Origin of the sequence: Pseudoxanthomonas sp. PXM02, assembly GCF_014851805.1 — a bacterium.
GTDB lineage: Bacteria > Pseudomonadota > Gammaproteobacteria > Xanthomonadales > Xanthomonadaceae > Pseudoxanthomonas_A.
Genome location: NZ_JACVAK010000001.1, coordinates 664,404 through 680,962, shown reverse-complemented (window position 1 = coordinate 680,962; position 16,559 = coordinate 664,404). Strand labels below are relative to the sequence as shown.

The window sequence follows — 16,559 nt, the reverse complement described above, 5'->3', positions numbered from 1 at the left end:
GGGGACATCAAGTCACGGCGCGACGTCCACGGCGACGCCGTGTTCCCGCGCCATCAGCACCAGCGCCGACCGCTGCGCGGCATCCAGGCGTTTCAGCGACAGGCAGTGCGCGGCCCCCGGGGCGAAGAAGAACATCAGGAAGCCGCCCAGCGTCTTCACCCGCGAGATCGCCGCCCACCGGTGCGTATAGGCCTGGGTCACGGCGTCAACGTGGATGCCTTCGGTGTTGAACGTATAGGTGAACGGTTCGCGCGCCCGCTTGTTGAAGTGGACCGTGAGTGCGTTGAGCACGGCCATGATCGGGGTAAAGCAGAACGCGAAGAGGGCAATGGCGACCGTCATCGGGCGCAGCGGCTTGCCGCTGGCGAGGTACAGGACGATCACCGTGACGCCCATGGCGATGAACACCAGCGTCCCGATCACGCTCGGCCAGTGCCGCAGCATGAGCAGGAGATTCGCGCGGATGCGCTCGCCGAGCGTCAGGTTCAAGGCGAGACGTATTTCGTTCGGCGGTGCGTCCATGGCGTCCCGGGCATCCTGTCTGGTCGCGTCACTATAGCCGGCAAGGGTAGTCGTTCCGTCGGGCGGCGCGTCGCAATGGGCGCTGGTCCCTGCGCCATGCAGGGCAGTCCCCTCGACAGTCGGCGGAAACCCGTCGTTGATACCACTTTCCATGACTCGCCATACGGCGCGATATGACGCGTCATAGGGCGGTGTATGGACGGACATGAGCGCGCCTATCAGGCGTGATACCGGTTGGTATCAACGGTCATGTCGACTGGTATCTCGCGGGATATCCACTGACATGCCGCGACCATCCGATGGTCATGCGCCGTGATGCGTTGGCGTATGTCCCGTGATACTCCAACAGGTCATCCGGCCTACCAACCGGTATCTCCGGTGATACCGGTCGGTATCACCGTCCATTACCACGGCTATGGACGGTGATATCGCGCGCTATGAAGCGTCATACGCGGCATATACATGCGCGTCATCGCGAGGGATCACGCGGCAGGTCGCTGGAAGGGATGGATGACCGCCGGCGAATGACAGGCCACGCCGCGCGGTACGCAAGAAGAGACGGTCACACCTGGCCGGACACATCCTGGCGAATCAGGCAGGACACCAGCACGACGGCAGCCAGACCGGTGAAGACACCGACGATCGGTCCCGCCAGTATCGAGAGTCCTAGCCCCACGTATGCCGGGCCATCACAGGGAGCATCGCAGCTGGGCGAGGGCGTCATCAGGCGTATCAGCAGGAGCAGTGTCAGATACCAGCCGGCGGCAAAGCCGATGAGAGCGGCGAGTGTCTGCAGAAACCACCGGAGGATGCGCACGACAGTGCCGGGGTCAGTCGCCGAGCGGTTCGACGATCACGGCCGTGCCGTAGCACAGCACTTCGGTCAGGCCGGCCATGACGTCGGTGGCGTCGTAGCGGACGGCGATGATGGCGTTGGCGCCCAGCTGACGTGCGTGCTGGAACATGTCGCGATAGGTCTCGTCGCGCGCCTGTTCGCACAGTTCGGTGTAGATGGTGATGTTGCCGCCGAACAGCGACTGCAGGCCGCCCAGGAAATTGCCCACGATCGAGCGCGAGCGCACGGTGATGCCGCGCACCATGCCCAGGTTGCGCGTGATCCGGAAGCCGGGTAGTTCCAGCGCCGTCGTCACCATGGCATCGCTGAGGGGCAGTGCGGCGGCGCGCGACGCGCCGGCCGAGGGTGAGTACGCGGAGGAGGAGTTGTACGGGTCGGTCATCGTGGTTCCGGCGGTGGTGGTTCAGGGGGCGAGGTGGCCACGCAGTTCGGCCACGACAGCCTGCCAGTCGTGCAGGTCATCGGTCTCTTCCCACAGTTCGCGCAGTTCCGAGTTGTCGGCCAGGATGCGGGTCAGCGCATCCCGCGCCTGCGCGGCCAGGTCGGCGTCGATGGTGGGCCGGACGCGCGCCAGCCAGTCGGCCAGTCCTTCCTCCTGCGTGGCTGCAGGCGTCGGCCGCCCGCGCGCGGCCGCCACGATCTCCGCGGCCACGATGGCCAGCGTGGCGTCGGGCGCTTCCACGTACTCGGTCGAGGTCAGCACGTTGTCCAGCACTTCGCGGACCAGCGACAGGTCGCCGCTGTCCAGCAGGTCGATCATGAAATCCGCCGCGTCGTCGTTCTCGAACGAACCGATGCCCCAGGTGCCCATGTAGTGTGACCTCGTGTGATGGTGGTGTGCGTTACCGCAGAGATCCTTCCTGCCATTGCGGCTCCGGCAACCAGGTGATCTGGTCCGGCGCCGTGGCGTTGATGGTGCCTGTCGCGATGCGACGCGTCACCGCCGGCTCGATGTCCGAGAACCGCGTCGCCTGCGAGCCGATCGAAGCACCGATCAGATTGTTGTGGATGTCCATGGCATTGGACCGCTTGCCGCGCCGCTCCATCACGTTGTTGACCCATCGGATGGCGCGGGCATCGAGCGTGTAGGCCACGACCGCGCTGGCGAGCGTGTGCCGGTACGCATCCAGTGGGCCGTGACGGCCGCCGGGCAGCGGGCTCTGCAGGACGTGGGACCAGGTGTAGGCCAGTACGAAGCCGGGGTAGGTCGCGAGGGCCAGCACGATCAGCAAGAACCACGTGATTCTGGAGTGTCGGCGTCTGGCCTGTTTCAGGTCGGGCGTCATGGCGGACATCGCGTCAGTCGTGCATGCGTCTGGCGGCCTGGCGAAGCCGGAGGGCTTCCGGCTTGTCTTCCATGGGGCGCATGAAGACGCCTGGCTTGATGCCGTCGAAGCCCGGTCCCTTCAGGAAGACAAGGCGTTGTTCGGAGTCCTGCGCGTGCGCCTCCTGGATCTGGCCCAGCGCGTAATGCAGATGCGAGGCCAGTGGAACGAACAGCTGCTTCGGGACGGGCTGAGCATTGGACACGAGCACCTGGTCGACCGTGACGCGCAGCCTGATCTGGTTGCGCAAGCCCGGCCCCGTGCGTGCCTTGGGATCGGTGATCGGCTTGCCCGCGCCGTCGATCATGTCGACGCCGGTGACCCGGCCGACAAGGATGTGGTCGGCGCCGACCGCCATCTCGTCCAGCGTGGCCTCGAACGGAAAGCCGGCCAGCGCGGTGACCGGAAGCAAAGCAAGGAAGGTCAGCAGGGTCAGCAGCACGCGGCGCATGGCGTTGTTCTCCGGGGATCAGCGTAGGCCGTGGGAGGCCTTGAAGCGGTCGAGCAGGTCGAAGAACAGCAGCATGGCCTTGCCGTCGTCCGGCTCGGTGCGGGTGATCGCCGCCTGCCAGTGGAGTTGTCCGATATCGAAGACGCCGTCGGGGGTGGTCAGCGAAGTCCGCTCGTCCTCGTGTCCGGTCGACGTGCGCACGAAATCCGAAAATTGCATGAGGAACGTCGTGTGCTGGCCATCGACGGTCCCATGTTCCATCAGCGCCGACTCGTACCCGTCGATGAAGGCGCGCAGCGTGGCGAAGCCCGCAGGCTGCAGATGCATGTCGGGACGTCGTCTGATCCGCTCAAGTACGTCGAAAAGCGCCATGGAAGGTTCCAGAGTGGGTGGGACGGGGAAGGGCAAGTGCCAAGCCGGTGGAGGCATCGCACGCCAGTGGAATCGAGGACCGCGATGCGTCTTTTGTGGTCACACCCACACATCGTTCCGGGCGGTATAGGCGCCACCGGCATCACCGGTATTCACCACGCCGCGCGGCTCCACCAGCATGATGCTGCACTCGTCGACCGCCACGGGCCGGTGCTCGACTCCCTTCGGGACGACATACATCTCGCCGGTGGCGAGCGGCACGGCCTTGTCGCGGAACTCGAGCGTCATCTCGCCGGCGAGGACGATGAAGACTTCATCGGTGTCCGCATGCGCATGCCAGACGAATTCGCCCTGGATCTTGGCGAGCTTGAACTGGTAGTCGTTCATCTCGGCGACCACGCGCGGCGACCAGTGGTCCGAGAAGCGGCTCAGCTTGTCGCTCAGGTTGATGGCGGTGTCGGACATGGGCATTCCGTCGTGAGGCCGGGGGTATCGGCAGGCAAGTATGCAGCGGTGACCGCCCGCCAGAGATGGCAGGTCAAGGGATCATGCGCCGCCCGTCAGCCAGGCGAAGACCGACAGGAGGAAGAAGGAGAACCCGGCGTACATCGCGACCTTGGCGAACCGCTTGTAGCTGCGCTCGTTGGGGCGCTCGTCGTAATGGTCCACGACCACGGACGCCATGATCAGACAGGCGCAGATGACCGCGCCGTACATGAACCAGGCGGCGCTTTCGTACAGATGGATGCCCTTCAACCGGCCGCCGCGGTGGAAATAGGCCGGCAGGAAGAAGTGGTTGGACACCCAGCAGAACGTGCCATACGCGAACAGCAGTGTGGCCGAGACAATCAGGGTGATCCTGTCGTGCCTGTCGATCCGGTTGGGGACATGCCTCTTCTTCAAGGCACCCGTCCACCGCGCGCCGCCGTGAACAACGCATACCACTCCTCCCGGCTCAGCATGACGTCGTCCGCTGCACAGCAGGCGGCGAGCCTGACCGGATCGGTGGTGCCGACGATGGGCTGGATGCCGGCGGGATGGCGCAGCAGCCACGCGAGCTGGATGGCTTCCGGCGTGACGCCTTTCTCTTCCGCCAGTTGGCGCAGCAGCGTGGAGGTGCCGCGGACCACCGGGTCGGCGAACTCCGAGGTGGTGGCCAGCTTGCCGCCGGCCAGCGGCGACCACGCCTGCACGCGGATGTCGTGCAGGCGGCAGTAGTCCAGCGTGCCTGCGGCCGAGGCGTAGACGTGCCCGGTGGTGTTGGCGACCACGCCGTCGTCGATCAGGGACGCATGCAGCAGGCTGACTTCCACCTGGTTGGCGACCAGCGGCTGCCGCACGTAACGCCGCAGCAGCTCGATCTGCCCGGCCGTGTGGTTGCTGACGCCGACATGGCGCACCTTGCCGGCGGCATGCAGGTCGTCGAACGCGCGGGCGACCTCCTCCGGTTCCACCAGCGCATCCGGACGGTGCAGCAACAGCACATCCAGGTGGTCCACGCCCAGCCGCGACAGGCTGCCCTCGACCGAGGCGACGATGTGCGCATGGCTGAAGTCGTAGCGGCCCGGGGTGCCGGGCGGATCATCGGCGAAGCGGATGCCGCACTTGGACTGCAGCACCATGCGGTCGCGCAGGTCGGGCGAGGCGCGTAGCACGTCGCCGAAGATATGTTCCGACTTGCCGCGCGCGTATATGTCGGCGTGGTCGAACAGGGTGATGCCGTGGGCGAGCGCGGTTTCCACCAGCCGCTGTGCGTGGCGACGCTCGTCGGCGGTGACAGGCGTGGCATCCCAGGCGCGGCTCAGCTGCATGCAGCCATAGGCGATGCGGGAGGCCGGCAGGCCGTCGGCGAGGAGATAGGTCTTCATCGTGGCGTCGCGAAAGGTGAGGACGGCATCATGCCAGAGCGTCGGCGCGCCTCAGTTGCGCTGACGCTCGTCGCGCAGCTTCTGCGCCAGTGCCGCGACTTCCAGCGGACGCGCAAGGTGGTAACCCTGCACGTCGTCCACACCCAGGGCCTGCAGCGCTTCTAGTTCGGAGGCCGTCTCCACGCCCTCGGCCACCACGTGCGACTGGGTCTGGCGGGCGAACTCGATCAGCGCGGCGGCCAGTGCGCGTCGCGGGGAATCGCTGTCGATGTCGCGAGTGAGGCTGAGGTCCAGCTTGATGATGTCCGGATGGATGGCCAGTACGTGCCGCATGCTGGCGTAGCCGGCACCGGCGTCATCCACGGCGATGCGGATGCCGGCCTCGCGCAGCGGCACCAGCCGTTCGTTGAGCAGGCCGTAGTCGTCGACCAGCGAGTGTTCGGTGATCTCCAGCACCACGCGGTGCGGGTCCAGGTCGTCGATGTAGCCTTCGATGCCGCCACTGATGATGGTCTGCGGCGAGACGTTCAGCGCGACATAGAAATCGCCGCTCACCTCGCGCAGGCCATCCAGCGCCGACAGGATGGCGTTGAGTTCCAGGCGCACGCCCAGGCCGATCTCGCGCGCTTCGGCGAACCAGACGTCCGGCGTGCGGCGGGGTTCCAGGTCGAAGCGCGACAGGCATTCCACGCCGACGATGCGGCGCTCGCTGCTGCGGTAGATGGGCTGGTACACCATGTGCGGCTGGCCCAGTTCCAGCACCGAGGTGATGCGGGCGACCTTTTCCTCGTGTTCCTGCACGGCATCGAGGTCGCCGTCGATCTGGTAGGCCAGCAGGTCGGCGAAGGCCCGCATCATGTGCAGGTCGCGCTGGCCCAGCGACAGATTGGCCGCCAGGCTGAAGCAGCAGAACGTGCCGTAAACGCGGCCATCGCGCAGCTGGATGGGCACGCTGAGGTGTGAACCGATCGGGACGAGTTGGGTTTCCGGGATGCGCTCCAGCACGGGGACGGCGGCCGTGTCGGGAATCAGCTGCGGGATGCTGCCCTCGACCACGCGCATGCAGTAGCCCTCGTCGAGCGGGCTGGAATCGCCGGGGCGGATGGGGGCACGGTCGAGCCGGGTGACGACATGGCGGAAGACGCGATGGCTGCCATGGAATTCGCTGACGAAGGCCACGTCCATGTCGAGGTGGCGGCGCACCGCATCGAGCAGCCGATCCACGTTGCGTGCAATTGCCACGGCGCCTGGCCCGCCTTCCAGCCAGGCATCGGTCAATGCGTGTTCCGGACTCCTACTGTCGATCACGGGCTTCCTCCTGAAGGCAGGTACGCGACGAATAGTCAGCGACGGGGCCCGCTCCCGTCGCAAGTGCGAACAGGAAGGATGGCGTGGGGCGGTGGGTGTGGATCACGCCGCGGGCCCGTGGCTGGACCGAGTGTAACCTCAAGTCACAATTGAGGGCATCCGTCGGACGCAGCATGGATCGACGATGACGGTCCGCAAGTCGCCGCGGCGTGAAGCGGTCCTGCAGAAAATACTGTCGATGGCTGTGCGCCGTGACGATCGACGTTAGTAGTGCTGACGTCCCGCGTTCGCTACGCCACGAACGGCTTGAACGCCACGCCTAGACCTTGCATGTCTTCGGGTTCGCCGACCAGGTCGGAGCGCAGCAAGGGGCGCGAGTCGATCCACTTCTTGCTGACCACCAGGTCCAGGCGTTCGCCGCTGGCGGTCGCGTCCAGGCGCGGGATGGCTTCGGCGTCGTGCGAGCGATGCAGCAGCACCGCGAGACGCAACAGTGCCGCCTTGCGCTTGGCCGCCAGCAGCAGACGGTCGGGCAGGGCGTCGAAGGCATTCTTCGGCACGCCGCGACGATGCGTGCGCACCAGCGCGGACAGCACCTGCTGCTCCTGTCGCGAGAAGCCTTCGATGTCAGAGTGCTCCAGCAGGTAGGCGCCGTGCACGTGGTACTGGCTGTGTGCGATGACCAGGCCGATCTCGTGCAGGCGCGCGGCCCAGCCGAGCATGCGGGCGTCGTCGTCGTCCAGGCCCCAGCTGTCCTCCACCTGCTCGAACAGGCGCATCGCGGTGGCTTCCACGCGCGCGGCCTGGAACTCGTCGATGCCGTAGCGCTGCATCAGCGCCGCAGTGGACAGGTCGCGCGGATCGTTCTCGCTGCCGCGGCCGAGCATGTCGAACAGGATGCCTTCGCGCATCGCCGCCTTGCTGACCATCAGGCGTTGCAGGCCCAGTGCCTCGAACGCCGCTTCCAGCACCAGCACGCCGCCGGCGATGATCGGGCGACGGTCGTTGGACAGGCCGGGCAGTTCGATGTCCTCGATGCGGTCGGCCTGCAGCAGTTTCTCGCGGACCTGCGGCAGCGCTTCGGCCGTCACCGCGCCCTTGGTCAGCTTCATCGCGGCGCAGATCTCGCCGATGGCCTTGTTGGTACCCGATGAACCGATGGCTTCCTGCCAGCCGAGGTTGCGGTACAGGCCGGCGAACTGTTGGAACTCGGCACCGATCTCGGTCAGGGCTTCCTTCCAGCGCTTGCGCGAGAGCTTGCCGCCGGGGAAGAAGCGGCGCGTGCTGGCGATGCAGCCGGCCTGCAGGCTTTCGCGCTCCAGCGTCTCGAAGCCGCGGCCGATGATGAATTCGGTCGAGCCGCCGCCGATGTCGATGACCAGACGGCGCTGGCTGGATTTCGGCGGTTGCGCGTGCGCCACGCCGAGGTAGATCAGGCGCGCTTCTTCGCGGCCGGACACGACTTCGATCGGCTTGCCCAGCGCGGCTTCCGCCGCCGACAGGAATTCCTGCGGGTCGCGGAGCTGGCGCACGGTATTGGTGGCGAGCGCGCGCACGCGCGTGGAGGGAATGTCGCGGATGCGTTGCCCGAACCGCGACAGGCAGTCCAGCGCACGCTGCCGTGCGGCGGCGGACAGGCCGCCCTTGCTGTCCAGGCCGTCGGCCATGCGGACGGTTTCGCGCAGGCGGTCGACCACGCGCAGCTGCCCGAGCAGGGAGCGCGCGACGATCATGTGGAAACTGTTGGAGCCCAGGTCGATCGCGGCCAACAGGTCCCCGTCCTGGAGCGGCGGGGAGGTGGGGGAGGTCAGGGGCACCATGCGATCAGTTTAGCCAATGGCGGTGCGCAATGCGTCAACGCGATGGCACGGCATGCCATCGCGGGGTGCGTCCATAAGTCGCATCACACCTTGGCCAGCAGCGTGCCCTGCGCGGAGTGCGGCGCTTCGTCGCCCGGCGTCAGCTTGACGTAGGTACCGTCCGCCTGCAGTTCCCAGGCGTTGCAGTTGTCGTCCAGGTAGTTCTGCAGGCCTTCCTTGAACACGCGCGCGGCCAGCTCCTTGTCGAGGATCGGAAAGCAGGTCTCCACGCGGTGCAGCAGGTTGCGCTCCAGCCAGTCGGCGGACGCGCAGTACAGTTCCGGCGCGCCGTCGTTGCCGAACCAGTAGAGGCGGCTGTGCTCGAGGAAGCGTCCGACGATCGAGCGCACGCGGATGTTGTCCGAGATGCCCGGCACGCCGGGGCGCACCGCACAGGCGCCGCGCACGATCAGGTCGATCTGCACGCCAGCCTGCGAGGCGGCGTACAGCGCACGGACGATGCGTGCCTCGTTGATGGCATTGACCTTGACGATGATGCGCGCCGGCTTGCCGGCCCTGGCCAGCTTGGCCTCGCGCTCGATCTTCTTGATCAGGCCGGGGTGCAGGGTGAAGGGCGACTGCAGCAGGCGCTTGAGCTTGGTCGTCGGCGCCAGGCCGGACAACTGCTGGAACAGCAGGTGCACGTCGTTGCCGATGTCGGGATCGGCGGTGATCAGGCCGATGTCGGTGTACGCGCGCGCGGTGCCGCTGTGGTAGTTGCCGGTGCCCAGGTGCACGTAGCGGCGCAGCTTGCGGCCCTCGCGGCGCACGATCAGCAGCATCTTGGCGTGGGTCTTGTAACCCACCACGCCGTACACGACCTGCGCGCCGGCTTCCTGCAGGCGGTCGGCGACGCCGAGGTTGGCGTCCTCGTCGAAGCGCGCGCGCAGTTCCACCACCACTGTGACGTCCTTGCCGTTGCGCGCGGCCTGCACCAGCGCCTCGACGATCGCCGAGTCCTTGCCGGTGCGGTACAGGGTCTGCTTGATCGCCAGCACGTCGGGATCGACGGCGGCCTGCTTGATCAGTTCATGCACCGCGGCGAACGAATCGAAGGGGTGGTGCAGCAGGACGTCGTCGTCGGCCACCTTCTCGAAGATCGCATCGCTGTCGCGCAGGGTGCGCGGCGTGAACGCGGGGTACTTCAGCTCGGGGCGCTGGACCAGGTCGTAGACCTGGATCACGCGGTTGAGGTTGACCGGCCCGTTGATGGGATACACCGCGTTGTCGGGCAGCGCGAAGTTCTGCAGCAGCTGGCGCACGATCGGCTTGGGGCAGTCGTGGGCGATCTCGAGACGCACGGCTGGGCGATAACCGCGGCCGACCAGCTCGTCGCGCAGGGCCAGCGCCAGGTTTTCCACTTCCTCTTCGTCGACGACGACCTCGGAATTGCGGGTCACGCGGAACTGGTACGAGCCCTTCACTTCCATGCCGGGGAACAGTTCGTCCACGAACACCGACAGCACCGACGACAGCAGGACGAAGTCGTTCTCGCCACCGGACACGCGCTGCGGCAGGTGGATGATGCGCGGCAGCGAGCGCGGGGCGCGCACGATGGCCAGGTGACCGGCGCGGCCGAACGCATCCTTGCCCTTCAGCACCACGACGATGTTGAGCGACTTGTTGAGGATCTTCGGGAACGGGTGCGCCGGGTCCAGGCCCAGCGGCGACAGCACCGGCATGATCTCGTTGCGGAAGTAGGCGCGCAGCCAGCGCGTCTGCCGCGCATTCCAGCTGTCGCGGCCGAACACGCGCACGCCGGCCTCGGCCAGGCCGGGACGGAGCACGTCGTTCCAGCACTTGTACTGCGCGTCGACCAGTTCGGCGGCGCGGTCGTGGATCTTGTTGAGCACCGTGGCCGGGCTCATGCCATCCGCGCCGGGCGGCAGGCCGAAGTCCAGCGCATGGCGCACGGTGGCGGCGCGGATCTCGAAGAACTCGTCCAGGTTGGTGCAGGAGATGCACAGGAAGCGCAGGCGCTCCAGCAGCGGCACCGAGGGATCCTGCGCCTGCGCCAGCACGCGGAAGTTGAAATCCAGCTGGGACAGCTCGCGATTGAGGTAGAGCGACGGATCGCGCAGTGCGTCTTCGCCGGTGGCAGGGGCGGGCGTCGTGTCCAGGGCGGCGTTCATGCGGTCTGGCTGTCCGTAGTGAGGGGCGTCATGGCGTCGAGGCGTGGCTCGACCCGCTCGGCACCGAAATGGATGGAAAACACGCTGCCCTGGCCGACCTCGCTTTCGATCTCGAGGCGCGCCTGGTGCAGGTTCAACACATGTTTGACGATCGACAGGCCCAGGCCGGTGCCGCCGCTTTCGCGCGAGCGACTGGTGGACACGCGGTAGAAGCGCTCGGTGATGCGCGGCAGGTGCGAGGTGGGGATGCCGTAGCCGGTGTCGCGCACGCTGAGTACCGCACCGTCGCCTTCGCGGGCGAAGCGGACAGTGATCGTGCCGCCGACCGGCGTGTAGCGCACTGCGTTGCTGACCAGGTTGGAGAACGCGCTGTGCAGTTCCTTGTTGGAGCCGGACAGGTCCAGGTTCGTCTCGTCCTGCACCACGATCGTGTGGCGGCGCTGGCTGAGCGCTTCGGCTTCGCGGCGCAGCGTGGCCAGCATCGGTGCCATCGCCACGTTCTCGTCGGGCAGGCTGTCCTGCGCTTCCAGGCGCGAGAGCGTCAGCAGGTCTTCGACCAGCTGCGTCATGCGCTGCGACTGCTTCTGCATTTCGGCCAGCATCGGCGCCCAGTCCGGATACTCGGTGGGCTCCAGCATGTCGAGGTAGCCGTGCACCACGGTCAGCGGCGTGCGCAGTTCATGCGACACGTTGGCGACGAAGTCGCGGCGCATCTGTTCCAGCCGCAGCATCTTGCTGACATCGCGGGCGACCAGCAGCCAGTACTCGTCGGAGTAGGGGATCAGCCTCAGGTTGAGGCGCAGGTGCGGGTCCACCGGCGAGGCGGCGTCCAGCATCGGTTCGGCGTTGCGGCCGGCGGCCAGCCAGTGCGACATCGGCAGCGGCTGCAGGCGATCCCCCACGGGCGCACCGATGTCGGTGGGGTACTGCAGGCCCAGCAGGCTGCTGGCGGCCTTGTTGAACCATTGAACCCGCTGGCTGTTGCGCTCCACCACTACCACGCCGTCGGGCAGGGCGGCGGCGGCGGCGCGGTAGGCGCGCAGCATGTCGAGCAGGCGACGCTTGCGGGTGCGCATTTCGGCCTGGCCGCGGAACAGCAGGCGGTCGAGTTCGTTCCAGACGCCCTTGCCCTGGGCGGGCTCCAGCCGCTGGCGCGCGGTCAGGCGCAGCAGCACCTTGCGCAGGCGCCAGTAGTGCCAGACCACCACGCCGAGTGCGGCGACGGTGACGACCGGCCAGACCTGGCCCAGCAGCAGGCCGACCACGACCGCCAGCGCCAGGATCAGTGCCAGCTGGCCGAGCGTCTTGAACCAGGCGGAACGGATGTCGTGGGGCATGGACCGATTGTGTCAGATGTCTGTGACAGCCCGCGCAGGCGACGCCAGGGCGTCGCCCGCCGGGTCACATCGCGGCCGAGAAGCGGTAGCCCGAGCCGCGCACGGTCTGCACCATGTTCTCCAGGCCATGCGGTTCCAGCGTCTTACGCAGGCGACGGATATGCACGTCGACCGTCCGTTCTTCCACGTAGACGCTGCCGCCCCAGACGTGGTCGAGCAGTTGCGTGCGCGAGTAGACACGCTCTGGGTGCGTCATGAAGAAGTGCAGCAGGCGGTACTCGGTGGGGCCGATGGCGACCGGCGTATCACCGGCGAACACGCGATGGGCGGCGCCGTCGATGCGCAGGTTGCCCACGGCGACGCTGCCGTCCTCGTCGTCGTCGCGCGAGCGGCGCATGACGGCGCGGATGCGGGCCAGCAGCTCGCGGGCCGAGAACGGCTTGACCACGTAGTCGTCGACGCCGGCCTCGAGACCGCCGACCCGGTCGTTCTCCTCGCCACGGGCGGTGAGCATGATGATGGGCACGTCGCGGGTCATGGCGTCCTTGCGCCAGCGGCGGGCCAGTTCCAGGCCGCTGGTGCCGGGCAGCATCCAGTCCAGCAGGATCAGATCGGGGACGCGGTCGGCGATGGCGTTCTGGGCTTCGCGGGCGTCACCGGCATGGACCGGTTCGTACTCGCCCTTGCGCAGGGCGAACGCCACCATGTCGCGGATGGCGGGTTCGTCGTCGACGATCAGGATGTGCTTCTGCACGCAGGATCCGGGTGCGAGGGGGACCGTGTCAGTAGACGACAATTTTATGACGGTTACATGACATCCCGCCGGGCTGTCATGCAGGTGGTCCGATCGCCGGTCAGCGGCGCTCCACGTCCGGGTCGCGTATGCCCTGGCGGCGCAGTTCCAGCACTTCCGGCGTGATGGCGGCGATGCGGGCGTCGACCCGGGCGCGGGCGTAGAAATCCAGGTCGCTCTGCTTCTTGAGATTCTGCAGCTGGATCAGCGCCTGCTCCGGCCGCCCGTTCAGGTAGGCGGCCTCGGCATAGGCCTCGCCGGCACGGGCCACGTCGCCCGCCAGTTCATTGGCCCGGGCGAACTGCTGCTGGAACACCGGGTCGTCGCCGGCGCGGGCCATCAGCGGGCGCAGTACGGCCTGCGCGCGCAGGCCGGCCTCGCGGCCGCCCTGTTCGTTCAACACTTTCGCGTAGGTCAGGGCCACCGGCCGGTTCTGCGGGTAGCGCTGCATCAGGGCGTCGAAGCGACGGTTGGCTGCCGCGGCGTTGCCGGTGCGCGATTCGGCCTCGCCCAGCGACAGGGCGATCCACAGGTTGTCGTCGTGTTCGTCGGCCAGGCGCTCGAGTTCGGTCAGGGCGGTGCGGATATCCCCGCCCTGCAGGTGCGCCACGGCCAGGCCGTAGCGCTGCGGGCCGGTCAGCGGTTTGCCGGCCTGGCGGCGCAGGGTCTCGTATTCGCGGACGGCGGCGGACGGCGTGCTCGCGCTGAGCGCACGCAGGCGCTCGCGGGCCCAGTCGAACTGGCCACTGTCGCCCTGGTGGAAGACCTGCGAGGGCAGGGTGACCGGGACGGGGAGCAGGGGATTGTCGCTGCGCGTCTCCGGCAGCGTGATGCCGGTGCGGTCGAAGCGCTCGATGCGCTCGCCGCCGGGCACGCTGGAGATGGCGGTGACCTGGTTGCCCCGCATCTGGTCGGCGCGCTGGCGCGCCTCGCTGATACGGGTGGTGGTGACCGGGTGGGTCTGCAGGTAGTCGGGCACCGACTCGCGCCCGCTGCCGCGCGCGACGCGGGTGGCCTGCTGCAGCTTGGCGAAGAAGCCGGCCATCGCGTCAATGTCGTAGCCCGCGCGCGACAGCGTGCGGATGCCGACGCGGTCGGCTTCGGATTCGTTGGAGCGGGTGTAGTCGATCTGGCGCTGCTGCATCAGGCCCATCGCCGAGGCGATGGCGGCCTGCGAGGCGTCGCCGCTGGAACTGCCGCCAGCGGCCTGCGCCAGCACGATGGCGCCCAGCATGCCGAGCAGGATCGGGATCTGGTCGCGCTGTGCGCGCTCGACGCCGCGTAGGACGTGCTGCTGGGTGACGTGGGCGATTTCGTGCGAGAGCACGGCGGCGACTTCGTCCTCGCGGTCGGCGGTCAGCACCAGGCCGGCATTCATGCCGATGTAGCCGCCCAGCGTGGCGAACGCATTGATCTGGCGGTCGCGCATCATGAAGAAGGTGTAGGACTGTTGCGGGTTGTCGCTGTCCGCGCCCAGGCGGCCGCCGACGCTCTGCAGCCAGTCGGTGACCAGCGGGTCCTCCAGCAGGTAGCCGTAGTTGCGCAGCTCGCGCAGCATCATCCCGCCGTACTGCGCCTGGCGGGCCGGTGTGAGCAGTTCGCCCGCGGAGGAACCGATGTCCGGCAAACGGCTTTCCTGCGAGGACGCCAGCGGTGCCGCAAGGGTCAGGGTCAGGACGGTGGCGAGCAGCAAAGGACGCAAACGGAGCTCCGTGGCGGATAATGGGCGTCTTGATCAGGATGACCGGTCGTCGATCCGGGCGAGTGAATACGTGGTTAACCGGACCGGTGCCGGTCCGCACTGTTCCACCCGGTCCGCTGGAAGTCGACCCGTTTCCCCCGATATTGGCTGCTACAGCAGCCGGTTCCTTTCGTTCCGGAGAACTCCCTTGAGCGACACCCCGCAGGGCACCACCGCGCCCGAGATCACCCTCTACAGCACCGCCATCTGCCCGTATTGCGTGGCGGCCAAGAATTTCCTCAAGAGCAAGGGCCAGGCCTGGACCGAAGTGCGGATCGACCTGGACCCGGCCGAGCGCGAGAAGATGATCGCCAAGGCCAAGCGCACCAGCGTGCCGCAGATCTTCGTGGGCGACGTCCACGTGGGGGGCTACGACGACATGATCGCGCTGCATCGCGCCGGCAAGCTGGAACCGCTGCTGGCCGGAGGTGCCGCATGAGCGCGCAGGACGACAGCCAGGACCGGGTGAAGGCCTTCACCGAATTCCGCCAGCGGATGAACAAGCGCATCCTGGACGAGCCCAACCAGGTCGTCCGCCGCTTCTTCGCGCTGGACACGCAGACCTACCAGGCCGGCGCGCTGGACGTGAAGACCAAGGAACTGCTGGGACTGGTCGCCTCGATGGTCCTGCGTTGCGACGACTGCATCAGCTACCACGTCGCCCAGTGCAAGGAGGCTGGCGTGACCCGCGACGAGTTCTTCGAGACGTTCTCCGTCGGGCTGGTGGTGGGCGGTTCGATCGTCATCCCGCACCTGCGGCGCGCGGTCGATTTCCTCGACCAGCTGGAAGGCGGACAGGCAGACGCACCGGCGGCGCACGACCACGGCTGACACGTGCGGCGCGTCACGGGTGGCGGGTCAGACCATGGTCGATTAGGGGACATGCCAGCCGTTCGGGCATAATTGGCGGACAAATCTTCCTTTTCGCGCCCGCCGTGGCCCTGTCCGGCGCGCGCCCCTGTTCGGAAACCCCACTCAATGACCCAGACGATTACGGTCATCCGCGGCGACGGCATCGGCCCGGAGATCATGGACGCCACCCTTTATGTGCTCGACGCGATGAAGGTCGGCCTGACCTACGAAGATGCGGACGCGGGCCTGGTGGCGCTGGAGAAGCACGGTGACCTGCTGCCGCAGGCCACGCTGGACTCGATCCGCAAGAACGGCGTGGCGCTGAAGAGCCCGCTGACCACGCCGGTCGGCGAGGGCTTCAGCTCGATCAACGTGGCGCTGCGCCGCCACTTCGACCTGTACGCCAACGTGCGTCCGGCCAAGTCGTTCCCGAACACCAAGTCGCGCTTCGCCGACGGCGTGGACCTGATCACCGTGCGCGAGAACACCGAAGGCGCGTACATCGGTGAAGGCCAGTCGATCTCGGAAGACGGCGAGACCGCGCTGTTGACGCAGAAGATCACCCGCAAGGGCTCCGAGCGCATCGTGCGCTACGCCTACGACCTGGCGCGCAAGACCGGCCGCAAGAAGGTCACCATCGTCCACAAGGCGAACATCCTGAAGACCACTTCGGGCCTGTTCCTGAAGGTGGCGCGCGAAGTCGCCGCGCAGTACCCGGACATCCAGACCAACGAGATGATCGTGGACAACACCTGCATGCAGCTGGTGATGCGTCCAGAGCAGTTCGACATCATCGTGACCACCAACCTGTTCGGCGACATCATTTCGGACCTGTGCGCCGGCCTGGTCGGCGGCCTGGGTCTGGCGCCGGGTGCGAACATCGGTGCCGATGCGGCGATCTTCGAAGCGGTGCACGGCTCGGCGCCGGACATCGCCGGCAAGGGCGTCGCCAATCCCTGCGCGCTGCTGCTGGGTGCGGCGCAGATGCTCGACCACCTGGGCCAGCCCGAGAAGGCCGAGCGCCTGCGCGCGGCGATCATCGCCACGCTGGAAGCCAAGGATTCGCTGACCCCGGACCTGGGCGGCACGGGCACCACGATGTCGTTCGCCCAGGCCATCGCCAGCCGCATCTGATCGGCATGT

General features: G+C 67.3%; 19 protein-coding genes. 3 read left to right on the top strand and 16 right to left on the bottom strand.

The annotated features are described in order from the left end of the window. Positions 1–12 precede the first annotated feature (12 nt). From IB225_RS03190 to IB225_RS03115, 16 genes are all read right to left on the bottom strand, one after another. The gene (locus IB225_RS03190) at positions 13–675 is read right to left on the bottom strand and encodes a hypothetical protein (RefSeq protein WP_192309680.1); all 663 of its coding nucleotides are present in this window, start codon (positions 673–675) and stop codon (positions 13–15) included. A gap of 409 nt (positions 676–1,084) precedes the next feature. Further along, on the bottom strand, positions 1,085–1,339 hold the full coding sequence (locus tag IB225_RS03185; protein ID WP_192309678.1) for a hypothetical protein: 255 nt from the start codon (positions 1,337–1,339) through the stop codon (positions 1,085–1,087). Positions 1,340–1,352: 13 nt separating this feature from the next. Next, entirely contained in the window at positions 1,353–1,760 is a 408-nt protein-coding gene (locus IB225_RS03180; RefSeq protein WP_192309676.1) for a YbjQ family protein, read from the bottom strand. 21 nt (positions 1,761–1,781) lie between these two features. Next, a complete protein-coding gene (locus IB225_RS03175; RefSeq protein WP_192309674.1) occupies positions 1,782–2,189 on the bottom strand; it encodes a DUF4259 domain-containing protein in 408 nt (135 codons plus the stop codon). 31 nt (positions 2,190–2,220) lie between these two features. Beyond that, positions 2,221–2,664, bottom strand: a complete 444-nt coding sequence (locus IB225_RS03170; protein ID WP_192309673.1) for a hypothetical protein — start codon at positions 2,662–2,664, stop codon at positions 2,221–2,223. 13 nt (positions 2,665–2,677) lie between these two features. Next, complete coding sequence (locus IB225_RS03165) at positions 2,678–3,154, bottom strand: hypothetical protein (RefSeq protein ID WP_192309671.1); 477 nt, start codon at positions 3,152–3,154, stop codon at positions 2,678–2,680. An 18-nt stretch (positions 3,155–3,172) separates the two neighbouring features. Then, positions 3,173–3,526 carry a hypothetical protein gene (locus IB225_RS03160; RefSeq protein ID WP_192309669.1) on the bottom strand — a complete coding sequence of 118 codons (354 nt, stop codon included), beginning with the start codon at positions 3,524–3,526 and terminating at the stop codon, positions 3,173–3,175. A gap of 99 nt (positions 3,527–3,625) precedes the next feature. Next, on the bottom strand, positions 3,626–3,991 hold the full coding sequence (locus IB225_RS03155; protein WP_192309667.1) for a cupin domain-containing protein: 366 nt from the start codon (positions 3,989–3,991) through the stop codon (positions 3,626–3,628). An 81-nt stretch (positions 3,992–4,072) separates the two neighbouring features. Next, the gene (locus IB225_RS03150) at positions 4,073–4,429 is read right to left on the bottom strand and encodes a hypothetical protein (protein WP_192309665.1); all 357 of its coding nucleotides are present in this window, start codon (positions 4,427–4,429) and stop codon (positions 4,073–4,075) included. After that, entirely contained in the window at positions 4,426–5,394 is a 969-nt protein-coding gene (locus tag IB225_RS03145) for an aldo/keto reductase (RefSeq protein ID WP_192309664.1), read from the bottom strand. The genes IB225_RS03150 and IB225_RS03145 overlap by 4 nt, the downstream gene beginning before the upstream one ends. A 51-nt stretch (positions 5,395–5,445) precedes the next feature. Continuing rightward, positions 5,446–6,702 (bottom strand): EAL domain-containing protein, encoded by a 1,257-nt coding sequence (locus IB225_RS20610; RefSeq protein ID WP_192309662.1) that lies wholly within the window; start codon positions 6,700–6,702, stop codon positions 5,446–5,448. Positions 6,703–6,992: 290 nt separating this feature from the next. Then, on the bottom strand, positions 6,993–8,513 hold the full coding sequence (gene ppx, locus IB225_RS03135) for an exopolyphosphatase (RefSeq protein WP_192310835.1): 1,521 nt from the start codon (positions 8,511–8,513) through the stop codon (positions 6,993–6,995). A gap of 92 nt (positions 8,514–8,605) precedes the next feature. Next, positions 8,606–10,693 (bottom strand): polyphosphate kinase 1, encoded by a 2,088-nt coding sequence (gene ppk1, locus IB225_RS03130; RefSeq protein WP_192309660.1) that lies wholly within the window; start codon positions 10,691–10,693, stop codon positions 8,606–8,608. Then, positions 10,690–12,030: a phosphate regulon sensor histidine kinase PhoR gene (gene phoR, locus IB225_RS03125; RefSeq protein ID WP_192309658.1), complete on the bottom strand. Its 1,341-nt coding sequence runs from the start codon at positions 12,028–12,030 to the stop codon at positions 10,690–10,692. Before phoR ends, ppk1 begins: the two co-directional genes overlap by 4 nt. 64 nt (positions 12,031–12,094) lie before the next feature. Continuing rightward, complete coding sequence (phoB, locus tag IB225_RS03120; protein WP_192309656.1) at positions 12,095–12,784, bottom strand: phosphate regulon transcriptional regulator PhoB; 690 nt, start codon at positions 12,782–12,784, stop codon at positions 12,095–12,097. Positions 12,785–12,884: 100 nt separating this feature from the next. Beyond that, entirely contained in the window at positions 12,885–14,525 is a 1,641-nt protein-coding gene (locus IB225_RS03115) for a M48 family metalloprotease (protein WP_192309654.1), read from the bottom strand. A gap of 187 nt (positions 14,526–14,712) precedes the next feature. Between IB225_RS03115 and grxC the strand changes: the two genes are divergently transcribed. From grxC to IB225_RS03100, 3 genes are all read left to right on the top strand, one after another. Continuing rightward, positions 14,713–15,003 carry a glutaredoxin 3 gene (gene grxC, locus IB225_RS03110; RefSeq protein WP_192309653.1) on the top strand — a complete coding sequence of 97 codons (291 nt, stop codon included), beginning with the start codon at positions 14,713–14,715 and terminating at the stop codon, positions 15,001–15,003. Next, positions 15,000–15,395 (top strand): carboxymuconolactone decarboxylase family protein, encoded by a 396-nt coding sequence (locus tag IB225_RS03105; protein WP_192309651.1) that lies wholly within the window; start codon positions 15,000–15,002, stop codon positions 15,393–15,395. Before grxC ends, IB225_RS03105 begins: the two co-directional genes overlap by 4 nt. Before the next feature lie 147 nt (positions 15,396–15,542). Beyond that, positions 15,543–16,550 (top strand): isocitrate dehydrogenase, encoded by a 1,008-nt coding sequence (locus IB225_RS03100; protein WP_192309649.1) that lies wholly within the window; start codon positions 15,543–15,545, stop codon positions 16,548–16,550. Positions 16,551–16,559: the final 9 nt, after the last annotated feature.